The organism is Micromonospora sp. NPDC049645 (assembly GCF_040675155.1).
Taxonomy (GTDB): Bacteria; Actinomycetota; Actinomycetes; order Mycobacteriales; family Micromonosporaceae; genus Micromonospora.
Genome location: NZ_JBFAOI010000020.1, coordinates 18035 through 33841, shown reverse-complemented (window position 1 = coordinate 33841; position 15807 = coordinate 18035). Strand labels below are relative to the sequence as shown.

The following is a 15807-nucleotide window of genomic DNA, read 5'->3' as shown; positions in this document are numbered from 1 at the left end:
GACACACAGTTCAATAACACTGCGATACCGCAACCCACCCCCGGCGACCTGGTGCTGCCCGACCAGGATGAGAACCGGTTCTGGTGGTGGGTCGGTGGGGCGTACGGATTCGACCAGACCGCACCGGTAGGGACTCGCTTCAAGATTCGTACTTATGTGCAGGATCGCGACCCGTCGACGGGGCAGCTCAACACCTACACACACAGAGCGCAAGCATACTCGGTCAACGTGGCACCCGAATACCTGATGTGGGACGGGTTCATTCGGTCCGGCGGCGGCCGACTGCGGCATGGGATCATGCACCAATCCGCGACCGCATCGGTAAACATGTTGCAATTCAGTCAAATGTGGGCGGTCCGCATTACGCCGGATGGATGGTGACGGAAGATGGTTTCGTTTACCCCTCACGAGGGTTGGCGTTATCCGCTGATCACCGAGAAATTCCAGCGATCGAGTATCGAGCAGCTCGCCGGCGACATACATTCATCGTTCGATGGGTGGGACCATTCCCGGATCGCCGCGCTGCAACGTATATCGGGCATCCTCGGTGTGACGGTCTCGGCCGGCACGTTCACCACCAGCAACTACATGTCGTGGAACGTCGACCACCTGTCCGCGTTCGGCGCCGGCGGGTTGCAGGTGTCCGCGACGCAGGGGCCGACGCTGCCGCACGGCTTGTATCGGGTCGACCTGCGGGCTCGGATCACGGCATCGGCCGCGCTGACGTCGGTCCTGTACGAGGTCGAGCGAGGGGGCACCGTGGTCGCCCGGCGGCGCACGAACTCGACGTCGCAACTCGACGCCCGGATATCGATACCTGTGTTTGTGCCCGCTGGCGGGCCGCAGCTCGTGCGCATCCGTGTGACGCCGACGGGCTCGGGCGCGAGCGTGACGTATGGACGCGTCGCGTGGGACGCAACGCCGCGTTTTTCCTGGTCGTTGATCGCCTCCCCGTAACCGCCCGGTCGCTGATCATGACCGTCTAGGTCTGGCGTCCCGCCGACGGGATCGATAGCGTATCGCGAACAAACCGGCGTAAGCGACAGTTTGTATCGCGCCAGTTACATAGCGTTGCTCGGGGGTCCGGCGGCGAGAGCGCGGGGGGCGGGGCAGCCATTGCCCGCACTCTCGCCGCCGTCAGAGAGCCGACGGGGCACGTCGGCTCGACGAGGGGCGGACGGTACCGGAGATGCGCCACGGGGCGCACCCGGGGCCGTCCGCCCCTCGACATGTCGTGTCAGTGTGCGCGTCTGTCATACCCGATCAACAGCAACACCGGGCAGTAACTTAAGTCAAAGATAAGACAGGCGGCGTGTCGTATACCCGGGTACACGAAATGCCAGGGGATAGCGTAGACTCTCTCTCGTGAGGCCGACGGGCGGCCGAACAGGGGAGGAACACCATGCACCGCTTGACGATCGTCAACAACGGCCGAGGCGCGCTGCGGGTGCACCGCGAGGGCTGCGCCGACCTCACCAGGTCGACGCACACCAGCTCGGGCGGTACGCAGTGGACGATCGAGGTCGGCTCACAGCGCGAGGTCATCGAGGACATCTACAGCGACATGATCGACGAGGAACCCGGATCGACCTGGCGTGACTTCTCCGGGGACGTGACGTTCCTACCCTGCTGCCCGGCCCTGCCCGACGAGCCGACCGCCCCGGCGCCCGCCGTCGAGCCGCAGTACGGCCGCAAGGCTGGCAGCACCTCGCAGATCGCGCACCGGGCAGTCGTTACGGCCGACGTCGCTCGCGCGGCGTGCCGCCCGTCGGTCCTGCTCGGGCCGCTCATGACCCGGCAGTACGTGACCGACTCCCCGTACGTCGGGCACTGCCAGGCATGCGAGCGCAAGCCCGCTACTCCCGCGCCGGCCGCTCCCGCGCCGGCCGCCCCCGCCCACCAGGAGAGGAACACCGACACCGTGACCCGAACCCACACGCACGAACCGTCCTACAGCGACCCGATCACCAGCGGCAACGGATTCGAGTCGGGCACCTGCTCGTGCGGCAAGACGGTCAGCCGGCCCACACTCAACGGCGTCGCCCGCGCGGACAACCCGAATCCGTTCGTCGCCGACGGCGAGCCGTACAAGATCGCTGCCTACATGGTCCCCATCGCCGCGCGCTACATCCGTCGCGGCGACAAGCTCGGACATGAGACGTACGGGTTGCGCGAGGTCGTCGAGTCGCCGCAGTACCTTCCCGACGGGCGCCTGCGGTTCGTCTACGCCGACGACGAAATGACCGAGCACCTTCACGAGGGCGAGGTGCTGCTGTTCGCCACGCCGGCCCTGCCGACCGACGCGCAGGCCCGTTGGCTGCGGCACGTGATCAACGGCGGCGGCGTCGACGTCAGCGGTGCCGGCAGCGACGTCGCGTCGTTCGCGCCGATCGAGGCGGCGATGCGGCAGGGATGGACGACAATCCGACGTGTCGACAACGAGGGGCGAGTCGGCTACTCGCTGACCGAACGCGGCCGCGAGGCGTACGCCGCCGTCGCCAACCGCGCGCCGCGTGCCAAGGTCGAGCGGGTCAACGCCGCGACCCTGTACCGCACCAACCGCCCGACCTCGGCCGAGGTGCTGCGCCTGGCCAACCGCGCCGGCACGCTGATCGGCCCCGAGTGGGTCAAGATCGCCCGCGTCGAGCCGCGCGCCGACGGCTCGTACCTGCTGCGTCTGCCCGACGGCAGCGAATACACCGTTGCCGTGCACGGCCGCGTGACGTTCGAGGTCAAGCCCGCCCCCGACGCCCCGGCGTCGCGCACTGCGCCGACCCCGCCGGCGGCGCCCGCGCGCCCGGTCGACGCCGTACCCGCCGACGCCGAGCCCGCGTACGCGGCAGCCGTGAGTGCCTCGATCGGCCGCGCGTTCACCCGCCACGACGAGCGGGTCGCCGCCGGCGTGCAGGCCGAGGCCGAGCGCGCCCGCGCCGAGCTGCTCGTCGCTAACCCTGGTGACGTTCCGACCGAGCTGCCGGCCGCCATCGCGTCTCGACCGGTCGCGGCGACCAGCGACGTCGAGCGGTCGACCGGCGCCGTCCGCGCGGCTGCCGCGATCGTCAACGGACTGACCGACGCCGACCTCGCCGCCGTGCTGCGCATGCCCCCGGTCGAGTCCGGCCCGGTGCACCTCGTGATCGTGCTGCCGTCGATGCGCCGCGCCGTGCGTGTTGGCCCGTTCGGCAGCCCGGACGCGGCCCGCGAGTGGTGGGGCGTGTCGTGGAACCGGCTGGCCGCGCTGCCCGGCGCGACGATCGTGCTCGTACCCGCCAGCGAGCAGGCCGACGCGGGTCGCATCGTCGACGTCGACCAGGCCGAAGCCGAGGCGCACGAGATCGTTACCCGTAGCGGCGAGTCGCCGTCGACGAGCCCGGGCGATGCCGAGAACGCCCGGCTCGATGCTCTGTCGGCGGCCGGCGACCAGGCGGCCGAGCAGCTCGCCCGCGAGACGCTCGCCGGCATGGGCTACGCGCCGGCGCCGGCCCGGCCCGTGTTCGACCTCGACGGACAAACCACGGGCGCGGCGATGTTCTTCGGCGCGGCGGCCGTGCGCGCGGCCGCCGTGTCGGCCGCCGTGTCGGAGGGCTGCCCTAACCCGTGGCACGGCACCGCGCCGGCCCGGGCGAGCATGGTGTGCCCTGAGTGCCCGGGCGAGGTTGCGGCGGCGACGGAGGCCGCAGCGGCGGCCGGGTTCGCCGTCGGCGACCTGGTGCTCGTCGGGTCGGGCGCGAACGTCTGCCGGATCGAGGGATTCATCACGCGGGGCGGCGTGACCCCGGGCCCGTACGCGGTGCTGCGCGATCTCGTCTCCCCGGGCAGCCGCGTCGGCGCGTACCTGGTCGACCTGCGGCACGCGCCGGCCAGCGTCGCCGGGCTGCTCGACGTCGCCGGCGAGCTGCGGACCCTCGCCGGGCTCGACTCGTCGACCCCGCTCGCGCAGCAGGTGCTCCGCGACAAGCTGCTCGTACTCGCCGCACGGCTCGACGGGGCACCCCTCGGCGTCCCTGCGGCCCGCACGCCGGAAGCTGTGAGCGGGCCGCAGCCGGCCGAACCGGCGGCCGCCGATGGTCCGGGCACCGACGCCGAGGCGCGGCTGCTGGTGGCGTCGTACAGCCGGCAGTCGGCCGCCGTGTTCGTCGACGACGCCGACGGCCGGGTGCTCGCCGCCGACGCCGGCGGTACGACGATCGAGGCCGACCGGGTGCTGCGCCGGCACGGGTACGCCCGCCCCGGGCAGTGGCGCCCGACGGGCCCGGGCTCGGGCGTCATGACGACGCGCGTGACCGAGCTGCCCGGCGGGGCCGCGCTGCGGGCCGAGGTGCTCGACCGTGAGGCGTACACGCCGCTCGGGCCCGGCCGCGTCGAGTTGGTCGACGTCGACAACGACGGCAAGGTGATCGGGTACCGGGTCGCGATCGACGAGCAGCGCGGGCGTGTGCAGCCGCTCGTCGCTGATGTCGTAACGCTCGGGCACGGGCTGCGCCGGCAGGTCGACGAGGTGCGCCGGCTGTTCCGGCCGGGCGCCGTGGTGCGGCACCGCGCTCCGGAGTGCGCCGACTGGCGCGGCGTCGTTGTCGAGGCGACCCGGGGCAAGCGGGCCGGGCAGCACCTGATGATCGAGGCCGACCAGGGCGGGCCGCTGCGCGGTTGGGCTCGCTGCGAGGTGCGGGTCGAATGGTCCGCCGGCGACGCCGCCGGCAAGCTGCCCCGCCCGGACTGGTACGACGCGCAGGCGCTCGACCTGGTGACGCCGCCGGCCGAATAGCCGTGCACCCGGGTACACGATTTACCGTGACATGACGTAGACTCGACGACAGCGGGGCGGCCGCTCGGAACGGCCGCCCCGCCCGACGAGAGGAACACGCATGATCATCGAACTCGGGCCGCCGCCGCCGGTCGTCCGCCCGATCAACCAGCTCGCCGCCGAGTGCGAGCAGGCGTCGCCCGCCGCGCTGGCCGCGTTCGTCGCCCGACTGCGGCACCAGTTCACGCAGTCGCGTAACCCGGGGCTCGCCGCGCTGCTCGGCGTCGCGGCGACGATCGGCCGCGAACGCGGTCTGACCGTCTGACCACCTACCGACCCGGCGGCGCCGGCACCCTGCCGGCGCCGCCCCTCACCCCGGACGCTCGGAACGTCCAGAGAGGACACACCGCACCATGAGGACTCGTACCGTGAAGAACCGTCCCGCCGCGCAGCCTGGATCGACCCGGCCGGCGCCGCTGGCCATCACCGCTGGCCCCGTCCGGCCGCAGCCCGTGCCCGCCGGCGTTGACCCGGGCTCGGTCGCCGTGGCCGAGATCCTCGACGAGATCACGCCGATCGTCGTCGCGCTCGGCGACCGGCTGCGGCAGGCGCCGCCGGCCGGGTTTCTGGTGACCGCTGCCGACGTGCAGCGCCGCGAGGTCATGCTCGATCTGCTCGACCGGGCTGCGCGAGTGCTGGCCGAGCGTGTCTGATCGACTCAACAACGGGGCCGCCGGCGGGGCAGCCGGCGGCCCGTCGACGACGACGGAAGGGGCATCCATGTCGTCACCCATGACAACTGATCTCGACCAGCCCGGCCCGGACGAGCTGGTTACGCAGCCGACGCCGGTCGTGCTGACGCTGCGCGTGCCGACGCTCGGCCGGTACGTCAAGCTCGCCGAGGCGCTCGGCGACGCGACCAGCTACGCGACCCGCCGCGCCGACGACTGCGAGCCGCGCGAGCGCGACCTGCGGGCCGCGTGGCTCGACGTCGCCGGCACGCTGCGCGCCGGCGCGACCGAGGCGCTCGCGCCCACAGACCCGTCCGACGCGCTGTTCGCCCGCGTGCGGGCCGCGCTCGACCGGGTGCTGCCGACCGACGGCGACCGCATCGCCCGGTCGTCGCAGCTCGACCGACTCACCCGGGCCGCGATCGCGGCGACCGGGCCGCGCGAGTAAGGGGGGCGAGCAGTGTTCGAGGGTCGATCTGTGAGCCGGGCGGGGCGGCACCTGGTCGCCGTCGACGGCGCGTACGGCGTGTACCGCGTCGCGGCGCCCGGCGGCCCGACCGGGCAGGAGGGGACGCTACGCCGCCGCGACGGCGGCGGGTCGTACGTGCCATGGGTCGTCGAGTACGGGCCGCGACTCGGGTCCGGCGTCTACGCCCGTCGGGTCGAGCTGCCGGCGACTCTGGACCTCGCGCAGGCCGGCGCCATCGCGGCCGAGCTGGTCGGCGCGTACGCGGCCGGCGTCGCGGCCGCCGCGTCGTTCGCCTGCCCGGACCCGGGCATGCACGGCCCGAAGTGCGCCGAGACGCGCCACGACGAGCGAGGCGACTGCGACGGGCAGATACGCCTGTACGTCGCCTCGACGTGGGTCGAGGGCGCCGTGCCGGGTGAGCCGCTCACTATGTGCACGTCGCACGGCCGGCAGGCGGCGCGGCGGCACGAGGTGCGTGCGGCGTGACGTGGCGCAAGGGCGAGCCGGCGGCCGCGAACCCGGCCGATCGGCTCAACCGGCTGATGTGCGAGGGCATTATCGGGTTCGAGGGTACCGGCCGCGACACGCGAGCGGTGCCATGTCAGGCGACGGTTACCGGGTTTCAGACCGCGCAGGCCGCGCGGTCTGGGGCTCGCGCCGACGGCTGGCAGTGGTCGAAGCCGCTCGGGGACCGGTGCCCGCTGCACCGGGTCGCGCGGCGGCGGCCGGCGGGACCAGTGTGGGGCGGGCGGCGATGACGGGCTCGGGCGTTTACCGCGTGCAGCTCGCCGATTTCCCCGGCGTGTGGAGGGTGCGTAACGCGGCGTGCGTCGGGTCGCCGACGGCCGAGGCGCTCATGCACCCTGGCGCCGGCGCCGGCGGCGGCGTGTGGCAAATCGACTACTGGTTCGATCCGTGCACGGGTGCCCCGCAGCGGCACGTCACCCTGCCCGGGCACCTCGACGTCGACCAGGCGGCCGCGCGGGCGGTCGAGCTGGTCGACGCGGCCGCGCTCGGGGTTCCCGGCTACGACGAGTTGCTCGGCGCGGCGATGCGCGTGCATGATCATTTGGCCGAGCTGGTGCGGCTGCACCGGCCGTACCGCGACCCGACGTACGGGGTCGTCTGTGTCGGCGACGTGCTCGACGAGCCGAGGGATCGCGATCGCGTGGTGTGGCCGTGCCGCACGGCCGCGACGTCGGCGCTGCTGCTCGACGTGCGGCTGCCGCGCTGACCGTGGGCGCCGCTGGCGAATGGCCGAAATCGGGTCATCGCCGGCGGCGCTTTTCCGTATACCTCGGTCCCCGTTTTCTCGGGGCGACCTGTAGACTCGACCATGATCGAATTGGAGGTGACACCGTGGCCGATCCGCCGAAGCTACTCACGCTAGTACAGCTCGCCGAAGTGTTGGGATTCACCGTGAGCGCGTTGAAGAAATGGCGGGGCAACTACATCAGGGCGCGGCGTGACGGCAAACCGCTCACGCGGGCGTGCCTGGTCGCGCCGGACAACGAAGCGCAGGTGATCGAGCACGGGGCGCCCCCGCGATGGTCGGCCGAGACGGGTATCCGGTGGGCCGAGCAGACCGGCCGCCGCGTCGACGGTCAGCCGGTTCGGCCGTCGCCGCCGGGCCCGCCGCCGGGGGTGAAGCGCACGCGCAAGGCGTAGGGCCTGATCATCAACCGAACAAATGGCGATCACGCCCCGCCGGGGCGCCGTCGCGGTCGACCGGCGCTCGGAACGCACGGCCGACCAGCGACCCGACGGGACGTGATCAGAGAGGAACACTCACCTACCGATGAGTACTCAAACAGAGGTTAGCAGCCACCCGTTAGGGGTGAACGGCCCGGCGATCGACAGCGCCGAGGCGAACACGCCGAACGTCGGTCAGGCTGGCACGATGCACGAGAGAGCGACCGACGTGAACGGCTGGCCAGCCGTCGTCGCGCCGGCGCGACCCACTGATGAGGGCGAGGGGCGGCCGTCATGACGGACTGCGGACACGAGCACACCGGGCGCCCGGCCGGGTACGTCGACGTCGCGGCGCTGTTCTCGCTGTCGGTGGTCGTGATGCGCGAGGCGACGCTGTTGTACGACGACGGCGGCGGCGGCAACGACGTCGCGCTGCGCGACGCGACGGCCGAGCTGGTCGGCCGGCATCTGCTGCTGCCGGCGCTGGCGACGTGGGCGCTGATCGCCGGCGAGGTCGGCGTGCCCCGGCTGCCCGGCGGCGACCCGGCGCCCGACGATGACGGGCGCCCGCGCGAGCCGGCCGTAGTCGGCGGGCAGCACCTAGCCGAGCGTCCATGGGCGCGCGGCCTGGTCATGATGTTGCGGGCGGCCGGCGCCCGAGACGGGGCGGGCGTCTACGGTGCCCGCGACGCGGTGCTCGACGCCGAGACTGATCGCCCGCACGACGAGAGCGAGATCGTGTCGTTCGTCGCCTCGGCGGCGGCGGCGGCCGGGCTCGACATCGAACACGCCGCACCGTCGTCCGAGCGCGTCGCGATCTTGCACGCGCTCGGCGCGTACGTGTCCGGGCGCGACAGCTTCGCCGGTGCCGGCGTGGCGTATCGGGTCACCAGTGCCGTACTCACGGCCTGGTCGTCGCCGGCGATGGCCCGCCTCGGGCCGCAGATCATCGGGCCCGAGGCGTCCGCGCTCGCCCGGCTGTCCGACGACGAACTCGCCGACGTCGCGCTCGGGCTCGGTACGTTCCTCGCCGATCACGCCGACGTCGTGCCGTCCACACGCGACCCGTACGACTGGCGTGACGCCGACGCCGACTCGCGCCGGTCACCATCGGCGCAGAGCAAGGCGTTCGCGATGCGGCTGATCGATGTGTGTCGCGCCCGCGACGCGGCGCGCGCGCGCGAGCTGGTGCGCACTTTGGACCGGCCGGGGCTCGCGATGGGCGCGTTCGGGTTATGCAACCTGCTCGCTCTGTGGGGGCGTCAGAGTTACCCGTCGGCCGCCGAGCCGGGCTGAAAAGGGGGTCGGGGCGGGCCGACGGCTCGGGGGGAACGTCGACCCGCCCCGCAAGGGGGCGGCCCGCAACTCGCACGACGGTACACAGTGACCCGGCTCACCAGGTGACACACGCCGCCGCGCTGATCAGTGACGGCGCTCACAGCGTGGACTATGGTCGGGCAGCACCGGAAAGCAGCTCGGCCCCCCCGCGATAGCGGAGGGGCCGAGGAAGCAAACAGGCAGCGGACCAATCGGGAGGTGACAGACCGGCGGGCAACCGGACCTATCGCGGGCGCGTTTTCGCAGGACGTCGCCCGCTGCATATCCCGTATTGACTTGGCGCCTGCCGTTTGCGGGGCAGTGCTGGCGACTCTACCGGACGGTTCGCGGCGACGCGAGCCGGATCGCCGGTGGAGATTTCCGGCATGCCGCACGCGGCGCCGGAAAGGTTCTTCCAGCCGATGAGTTACCAGGCCGTGAGTTGGGCACTCAACCGCGCACCGATGTTGATGACCGATAAGGGTCATCCCGATACCACCTGCCGTTTCGTGCTGTGCGTGCTGGCCGAGCGGGCGAAAGAAGACGGCACCGACGCTCGCCCGTCGATCCTGCTGATCTCGTATGAGACCGGATTCGACGAGCGCACGGTCAAGAACGCGCTACGCCGTCTGAAGTCCGGCGCGTTGATCGCCGCCGATGGGAAAGACCGGAACGGCGTCACCCGTTGGAAGCTGTCGATGCACCTCGAACGCGACCCCTCCGAGTGGCAGTTCCTTCTCGCCGCAGCCGACGAGAAACGCCGCCGAGACACAGCGGCCCGGGCCGCGCACCGTGCCCGCGCGGCTGCCAAGAACGCCGAGCAGATCGCCGCCGAGCGCGACGACGCGATCGCGGCCGCCGTCGCCGAGGCACTCGCCGCCGCCGGCGTGTCCGGTACGCAAACGACCGGACAGCCTACGGCCGGCAGTGAGGCCGACAGCGGCTCGCCCGGGGCTGTCCGGTACGCAAACGACCGGACGCCGGAATCTAACGACCGGACGCCGACAGTTGAACGACCGGACTCCGGTACGCAGGATCACCCGAACCACCCGGGGTCCGTCCGTCCACCCACCACCCTTGGGGGGCACGCTGCCCCCCAAACCCCCCTGCGACCGGTCGACCCTCCGGGCCGACCGACCGACTCACGTGACGAACTCTCCGACGCTGGTGACGCTCAACCGCCCGCAGTGGACCGTGACTCACGACCGCGCGAGGCGGGCGGGGCCGTGCGTTGGGCGCTCGACCGTGCGCCGATCGGGCCCGGGCTCGTCGTCATCTGCGGTGAGGCGTCAGCGTCCGGTGGTGGGCAGCGCGGATTTTGGCCGAGCGCCGTTGACGGGCCCGCTCACGACGCCGACGCGGCACCTGGTGGCCCGATGGTCGCCGAGCCTCGGCGCGACCCGCAGCGGGCACGTGAGGCGGTCGGGCGCCGCGACGTCGACGACGGGGGCCATGCGCAGCGGCGGGCGATGTGAGCGCCGGCGGCCGCTGGCTGGTCGCCGGCACACCGGCTGACCAGTCGTACCCGTGCCGCTGTAACGGGCCCGGGGCTCGGCGCGGCTGCTCGCCGAAATATTGCCCGTGCGCCGGTCGGCTCGACCTCGATCGGGTGCCGTCGTCGTGCTGCGCGCATCGGCACACGCCCGAGGTCGCGGCGGCCGCGCAGCACGACGACGAGCGCCGGCGATGACTGTCCGGACGGTCGACTGTGGACACTGCCCGGACGGCCGACGTGATCCAACCGTCCGGGCGTCCGCAGGTCAGCACCGTTGTAGGGACACGAATTATCTAGGTAAGGCGTATACTGCTCGCAATGACGACAGTCACCGACAGGAGTCCGATAGTGACCGCGTTAGCCATGCCCGCGCCGCTGGTGCAGGTGCCCGTGCCGCCGCCGGGAGTGTCCGGCGACCCGCACCAGCCGCCCGCACCAGTCGCGACGATGCTCGCCGTCGTCGGTCGCGTCGCCTCGCACGCCGGCGACCCGCTGTCGATCACCGTGACCGAGCCGACCCACACGATCGCCGCGCACGTCCCGACGCATGGCACGTATGTCGATTGGTGTCGGGAACTCGACACGGCGGCGACGGTCGTAACGACCGACACGCTCGGCACCCTGGTACGCGCGTCGGCGATGGTGCACGGGTGGCGCGTCGACGTGCAGCTCGTAGGCCAGGCAGCATGACCGGCCGCCGCCGCACGCCGTTGATCATCGATCCGTCGGCGCGTCTGCGCGACCAGGCGCACCAGGCGTTGACGTGGGCCGAGCAGCAGGGCTGGCTGCGGTTCCTGCGCCCGCTCGGGCTGCCCCGCGACGAGCGGTACGAGATCGAGATCAACGGCCGCCGCCGCTACCTGCCGGCCGCGATCGTCGTGCCGTACGTGGTCGCGCTCGCCGATCTCGCCGTCGCCGGCGACCTGCTGCCCGACTGGTACGCCACGCCGCCGACAGCCAGCGGAGGGCGGCGAACATGACCGACCCGGCGCTGCTCAACCGCGCGGCGAGGCTCGGCGCTGGCCCGCTGCCGGCGCTGTTCGTGCTCGACCGGGACCGCGACGTGACCGGCATCAGCGGCACGGGCGTCGTCGCCGCCGGCGTCATCTGGCCGCATCTCGGCGGCGCCGCGTACCGCTGGTGCTCCGACAATCCGCCGCCCGGACACGACCGACCGGTGCACCAAATCGGACTGTTCGGCTCGGCCGCCGAGGTGCTCGCCGTACACGGGCACCAGGGCGCCACGCGGCTGTACCGGCACGACCCGCGCGAGCAGCTCGTCGACGTCGACCTGCTCGGCACCGACGGCGTGCCCCTGGTCGAGGCGTTCGCGATGACCGACGGCCGCGACGTCACCGCGTGGGGCGCCTGGTGGCCAGTCGACGGCCGCGCCGTCACCTACTGCCCGCCGTCGTCACCGCTGCGCCGAGACCGGGGGCCGCGCACCGAGCAGATCAGCGTGTGGCGCTCACTCGACCAGGCCGAGGCGACGTACGCGGCGTACCCGCACCAGTGCGCGACGGTCCGGCTCAGGTCGCCGCGCGGGCGTCGGCTGCTCGACGCCATCGCCGCGCTACCGCAATCCCCATAGGCCGCGCGCCGGCGCCGCGTCCTGTGGGCCGTCGCCGGCGTTGCGAGTCGAGCGGCCCCGGGCCCGACCCCGGGCCCGGGGCCGCCCGGCACACCGCACACAACCGGATAGGAGTCGCCCAATGGTTACCCCTCACCAACGGCGCCGGCACCCGTTGCCCCTGCTTGCCCCCGGCACGCTGATCGGCTCGGCTCAAACCGAGCGGCCCGAGCCGGTGCTCGGCCCGCACCGCTACGTCTGCAAGCTGCCGGCCGGCGTCGCCGGTCGGCTCGCGTTCCTCGGGTTCGGCAGCGAGCCCGGCGCCGGGTACCTCGACGTGACAGCCCGTGTCACCAGCGCCGGCGAATGGCTGCCGATCAGCGTGCGCGTCGGCCGGACGGACTACAGGTCCGAGGTGCTCGACGATGGACTCAGCGACGCGTACGAGCTGCGGCACGGGGCGCTACTGAGGCAGCCCGGCGCCCCCGCCGAGCCGTCGTATTGGCTGCACGCCGGCGGCGAGTATTTCCTCGTCGAGCGGCTACTGATCAACCAGCGACACGCCCCGGACCTTAGCCGCGCTGATGCTGTGTTGGCGCAGGTCAGCGCCGATTCGCGGTCGAGCGGACGGACGGTGCACTAATTCGGGTACACGAATTACCTAGATATACCGTAGACTCACGGGTGGTGAGGCGCTCGGAACGCCTCACCACCCGGACGAGAGGAACCCCCATGGCACACACGGACCCCCCCGACGTGGGCACACCGCCCGAGGTACTCGCCGCCGTCGCCGCCATCATCGGCGGCGCGTTCGAAATGCTCGGTCATCAGAAAGCCGAGAAGAGAGGGCAGCGCGACGGGCTCGGCTGGCGGCGTGTGCCGCTGCGCCCGAGCGTGCCCGGCGAGCGCCGCACCCCCGCCACGACCGCCGGCGGCGTGCACCTCGCGCAGGCGTTGCACCTCGCCGCGCAACACCAGCGCGCCGACCAGCAGACCACGCGGTACGCGTACGCCGCCGTCGCGATGGCGCTCGCCCCGCACCTCGGCATTGCCCCGCACGAGCTGCTCAACGACGGCCAGGCCGACGAGTACCTCAACCCACACACCAACGACGAGCGACTGCACCAGCTCGACCGCATCGTGCTCGACCGCTACAACACCGACCACGCCGCCGGCGCCGCAGACGTGCGCGACCTGCTCAACATCGCGCAGACGCTCGTACCCGCCGTGGTGCGCGCGCAGCTCATCGCGCCCGAGCTGCGCGCGCTCGACGCCGCCGGGCAGGGCATCGACACGAACGGGGGACAGGTCGCGTGAGCACGTACCGCGTCGGCTACCCCGCCCCCATCGCCCGCCACGCCCGGGCCGTACGGTTCGCGGTCGGTCGGGCCGCCGTGCCACCCCTGCCTCGCTCGTCCGTCGGCTCGCACCGGCGGCCCCTGTTCGGCAGGATCGGCCGATGAGGCACGCGAGCAGCCCGAGTCGACGCTCGACCAGCCCCGCCGACCGGCCCGGCCGGTACGTGCTAGCCCTTCTGCGCGTGCTCAAGAGCGACGTCTTCGCGCTACTGCACCCCTGGCAGCAGCGCCGCTCGGCGGGCAAACCGCCCGCCGAGCGGCCCGAGGCCGACGTCGCCAATTGGCGCACCCTGTCGGGTGACCTCGACGGCGTTGCCCGCAGCGTCGCCCGGCTGCGCGAGTTCGTCGACGCCCGGGTGTGGGCGATGATGTGCGCCGGCTGCCAGCGCGACCTGACGCCGGCGCAGGTCGTCGCCGGCGACGCGACGTGCGGCCGCCGAAAGTGCGCGTCCGCGTCTTCGTTGCATGCAAACATGCATGCACGCAACCCGGAGTCGCGATGACCGGCCGCAGGCACAACCCCCGCCGGGCCGTCGTCGCGATGCTGCGCGCGGTTAAAGCTGACATAGATGACAGCCTGGCGCGATGGCGCATCACCGGTAACGTCTACGTGCCGCCCGCCGACCGGGCACCCGGATCGCCGGGCACCCGGCCGCGCGCCGCTCATGAGTACCCCGAGCACCGTGCCGCAGACTGGGAAGTGCTCGACCGCGAGGCTCGGCACATGATCGAGCAGCTCGTCGCCGTGCGCGAGTTCGTCGCCGAGCAGCTCACCCGGCTGCGTTGCGGCGCCGCCGGGTGCGGGCGCATCCTGCCGCCGTCCGAGGCGGCAGCCGGATATACCACCTGCGAGCACTGCGCCCCGCGCGAGCGGGCGCCGGCCAGCAGGGAACAGTAAGACCTCACAGGGAGAGGATTGGAACAACCGTGCGAATCGTACTGCTCAACAACAAAGGCGGGGTCGGCAAGACCATGATCGCCGGCGGCATCGCGGAGGACGCCGCCCGGCGCGGCCGCCGCGTCCTACTCGTCGACATGGACCCGCAGGCGAACACGACCGACCGATTCGGAGTGCGACCCGAGATCGCTTCCGGTCGAGTGGACGAGTTGCATTCGCTGACGCGGTGCCTCGCTCCCGGGGTCCGCAACGGCGATGCCGGCGACTACCTGTATTCGTGCCAGTGGCGCGAGGAGTGGGCCGAGCTAATTCAGGTGCTACCCGCCGACCTGGACCTCGAAGACCGTGCGATCGAGGCTGGTCTGCCGGGGGCGGCGAACCGGCTACGTAAGGCGCTCGCCGGCGTCGACGACGATCACGACATCACGATCATCGACTGCGCCCCGTCGCTTAAGGGGCACCTCACCGGCATGTCACTCGCGGCTCTCAATGGCGACGCCGACGCCGTTGTCGTGCCGCTCGCCGCCGAGCGGTACGCGATCACCGGCGCACTGCGCTCCACCGCGTACGTCCGCGCGACCCGCGACGACTTCGGGGTGCCGCACCTCGACGTCGCCGGGCTGGTCGTCAACAGCGTCCGCAGCGGCACGAACACGCACAAGGTGCGATACGAGCAGCTCGTCGACCAGTTCGCCGGGCTGACCGGCGGCCCCGTGCGGGTACTCGGCGACCGGATTCCGCTGCGGGCCCGCGTCGCCGAGCTGCAAGACCTCGCGCGACCGATGCTCGACGACCGTGACCTCGGCGCCAACCCGGCCGGCGACCCGACCGGCGTCGTTGCGAGCATCCGCACCATCACCGACGCCCTGCTCGCCCGCGAGGCGGTCGCCGCATGAGCAAGCCACCCCCGCCCCCCGTCGAAGACACCAACCCGCCGCGCCCACTGCGCGTGGGCCGGGCGCCGCGCCCGGCCGAACCGGCAGACGAGGCGACGCCGGCCGCGCAGGTGCCGCAGCAGCCCGAGCAGGCATCCACACCCGAGCCCGCCGCCCCGCCGGTGGCGCCGGTCCCGCAGCCGACCACCCCGGCACCAGCCGGCACCACGCTCGCGCACCAGGGCGACGAGCAGTTCGCCCCGTACCCGGGTGGTCACCTACTCAGCGGCGACAGCGTGAGCGTCCTCAGCGGGCTGCACAAGCTGCGCCGCAAGCCCATCAACCCGATGACCGACTACGCGAGCGACTCGACCCGCGTGCCTCGGTTTATCAAGATGGCGGCTGTGCAGGTCAACGCCTTGACCGGCCGGAACATGCAGGAGATTTACCGCGATGCGATCCTCGGGATCGCCCCACTACCCGACGACGTGATCGCCGCCGCGCTCGTCGAGCTGTACGGCCCACATATGCAGGACTGGCGGCCGGGCGACCCGCTGCCGCAATAGCGCGACCGGGGCGGCCGACCGGGGCACGGCGGCCGCCCCGCCAACCTGACCAGATGTCGTGCATGCATGCATGCATGCATGCATGCATGCGA

20 protein-coding genes are annotated in these 15807 nt (G+C 72.3%); all 20 read left to right on the top strand.

Annotated elements, in window-relative coordinates; genetic code table 11:
- Window positions 1-381: hypothetical protein (locus AB0J33_RS28835; RefSeq protein WP_363617860.1), on the top strand; the 381-nt coding region annotated here is incomplete at its 5' end.
- Between the two features lie 6 nt (window positions 382-387).
- The gene (locus AB0J33_RS28830; protein ID WP_363617858.1) at window positions 388-957 is read left to right on the top strand and encodes a hypothetical protein; all 570 of its coding nucleotides are present in this window, start codon (window positions 388-390) and stop codon (window positions 955-957) included.
- A gap of 445 nt (window positions 958-1402) precedes the next feature.
- Window positions 1403-4765: a hypothetical protein gene (locus AB0J33_RS28825; protein WP_363617856.1), complete on the top strand. Its 3363-nt coding sequence runs from the start codon at window positions 1403-1405 to the stop codon at window positions 4763-4765.
- Between the two features lie 100 nt (window positions 4766-4865).
- Complete coding sequence (locus tag AB0J33_RS28820; protein WP_363617854.1) at window positions 4866-5069, top strand: hypothetical protein; 204 nt, start codon at window positions 4866-4868, stop codon at window positions 5067-5069.
- Between the two features lie 220 nt (window positions 5070-5289).
- Window positions 5290-5457 carry a hypothetical protein gene (locus AB0J33_RS28815; protein WP_363617852.1) on the top strand — a complete coding sequence of 56 codons (168 nt, stop codon included), beginning with the start codon at window positions 5290-5292 and terminating at the stop codon, window positions 5455-5457.
- 67 nt (window positions 5458-5524) lie between these two features.
- Window positions 5525-5923 (top strand): hypothetical protein, encoded by a 399-nt coding sequence (locus AB0J33_RS28810; protein WP_363617850.1) that lies wholly within the window; start codon window positions 5525-5527, stop codon window positions 5921-5923.
- Window positions 5924-5953: 30 nt separating this feature from the next.
- Window positions 5954-6430 (top strand): hypothetical protein, encoded by a 477-nt coding sequence (locus tag AB0J33_RS28805; protein WP_363617848.1) that lies wholly within the window; start codon window positions 5954-5956, stop codon window positions 6428-6430.
- A 268-nt stretch (window positions 6431-6698) separates the two neighbouring features.
- Window positions 6699-7178, top strand: a complete 480-nt coding sequence (locus tag AB0J33_RS28800) for a hypothetical protein (protein ID WP_363617846.1) — start codon at window positions 6699-6701, stop codon at window positions 7176-7178.
- Between the two features lie 125 nt (window positions 7179-7303).
- Window positions 7304-7612 (top strand): hypothetical protein, encoded by a 309-nt coding sequence (locus AB0J33_RS28795; RefSeq protein WP_363617844.1) that lies wholly within the window; start codon window positions 7304-7306, stop codon window positions 7610-7612.
- Window positions 7613-7930: 318 nt separating this feature from the next.
- Window positions 7931-8932 (top strand): hypothetical protein, encoded by a 1002-nt coding sequence (locus AB0J33_RS28790; RefSeq protein WP_363617842.1) that lies wholly within the window; start codon window positions 7931-7933, stop codon window positions 8930-8932.
- A 392-nt stretch (window positions 8933-9324) separates the two neighbouring features.
- Window positions 9325-10428, top strand: a complete 1104-nt coding sequence (locus AB0J33_RS28785) for a hypothetical protein (protein ID WP_363617840.1) — start codon at window positions 9325-9327, stop codon at window positions 10426-10428.
- Between the two features lie 368 nt (window positions 10429-10796).
- Complete coding sequence (locus AB0J33_RS28780; RefSeq protein WP_363617838.1) at window positions 10797-11138, top strand: hypothetical protein; 342 nt, start codon at window positions 10797-10799, stop codon at window positions 11136-11138.
- Window positions 11135-11428, top strand: coding sequence for a hypothetical protein (locus AB0J33_RS28775; protein ID WP_363617836.1), 294 nt, complete (start codon window positions 11135-11137; stop codon window positions 11426-11428). Before AB0J33_RS28780 ends, AB0J33_RS28775 begins: the two co-directional genes overlap by 4 nt.
- Entirely contained in the window at window positions 11425-12039 is a 615-nt protein-coding gene (locus AB0J33_RS28770; protein ID WP_363617834.1) for a hypothetical protein, read from the top strand. Before AB0J33_RS28775 ends, AB0J33_RS28770 begins: the two co-directional genes overlap by 4 nt.
- Window positions 12040-12160: 121 nt before the next feature.
- Entirely contained in the window at window positions 12161-12661 is a 501-nt protein-coding gene (locus AB0J33_RS28765; protein WP_363617832.1) for a hypothetical protein, read from the top strand.
- An 89-nt stretch (window positions 12662-12750) separates the two neighbouring features.
- The gene (locus AB0J33_RS28760) at window positions 12751-13335 is read left to right on the top strand and encodes a hypothetical protein (RefSeq protein WP_363617830.1); all 585 of its coding nucleotides are present in this window, start codon (window positions 12751-12753) and stop codon (window positions 13333-13335) included.
- A 223-nt stretch (window positions 13336-13558) separates the two neighbouring features.
- Window positions 13559-13879 (top strand): hypothetical protein, encoded by a 321-nt coding sequence (locus AB0J33_RS28755; RefSeq protein WP_363617828.1) that lies wholly within the window; start codon window positions 13559-13561, stop codon window positions 13877-13879.
- A complete protein-coding gene (locus tag AB0J33_RS28750; RefSeq protein ID WP_363617826.1) occupies window positions 13876-14274 on the top strand; it encodes a hypothetical protein in 399 nt (132 codons plus the stop codon). The genes AB0J33_RS28755 and AB0J33_RS28750 overlap by 4 nt, the downstream gene beginning before the upstream one ends.
- 29 nt (window positions 14275-14303) lie before the next feature.
- A complete protein-coding gene (locus AB0J33_RS28745) occupies window positions 14304-15170 on the top strand; it encodes a ParA family protein (protein WP_363617824.1) in 867 nt (288 codons plus the stop codon).
- Entirely contained in the window at window positions 15167-15715 is a 549-nt protein-coding gene (locus AB0J33_RS28740) for a hypothetical protein (RefSeq protein WP_363617822.1), read from the top strand. The genes AB0J33_RS28745 and AB0J33_RS28740 overlap by 4 nt, the downstream gene beginning before the upstream one ends.
- The last annotated feature ends 92 nt before the right edge of the window (window positions 15716-15807 follow it).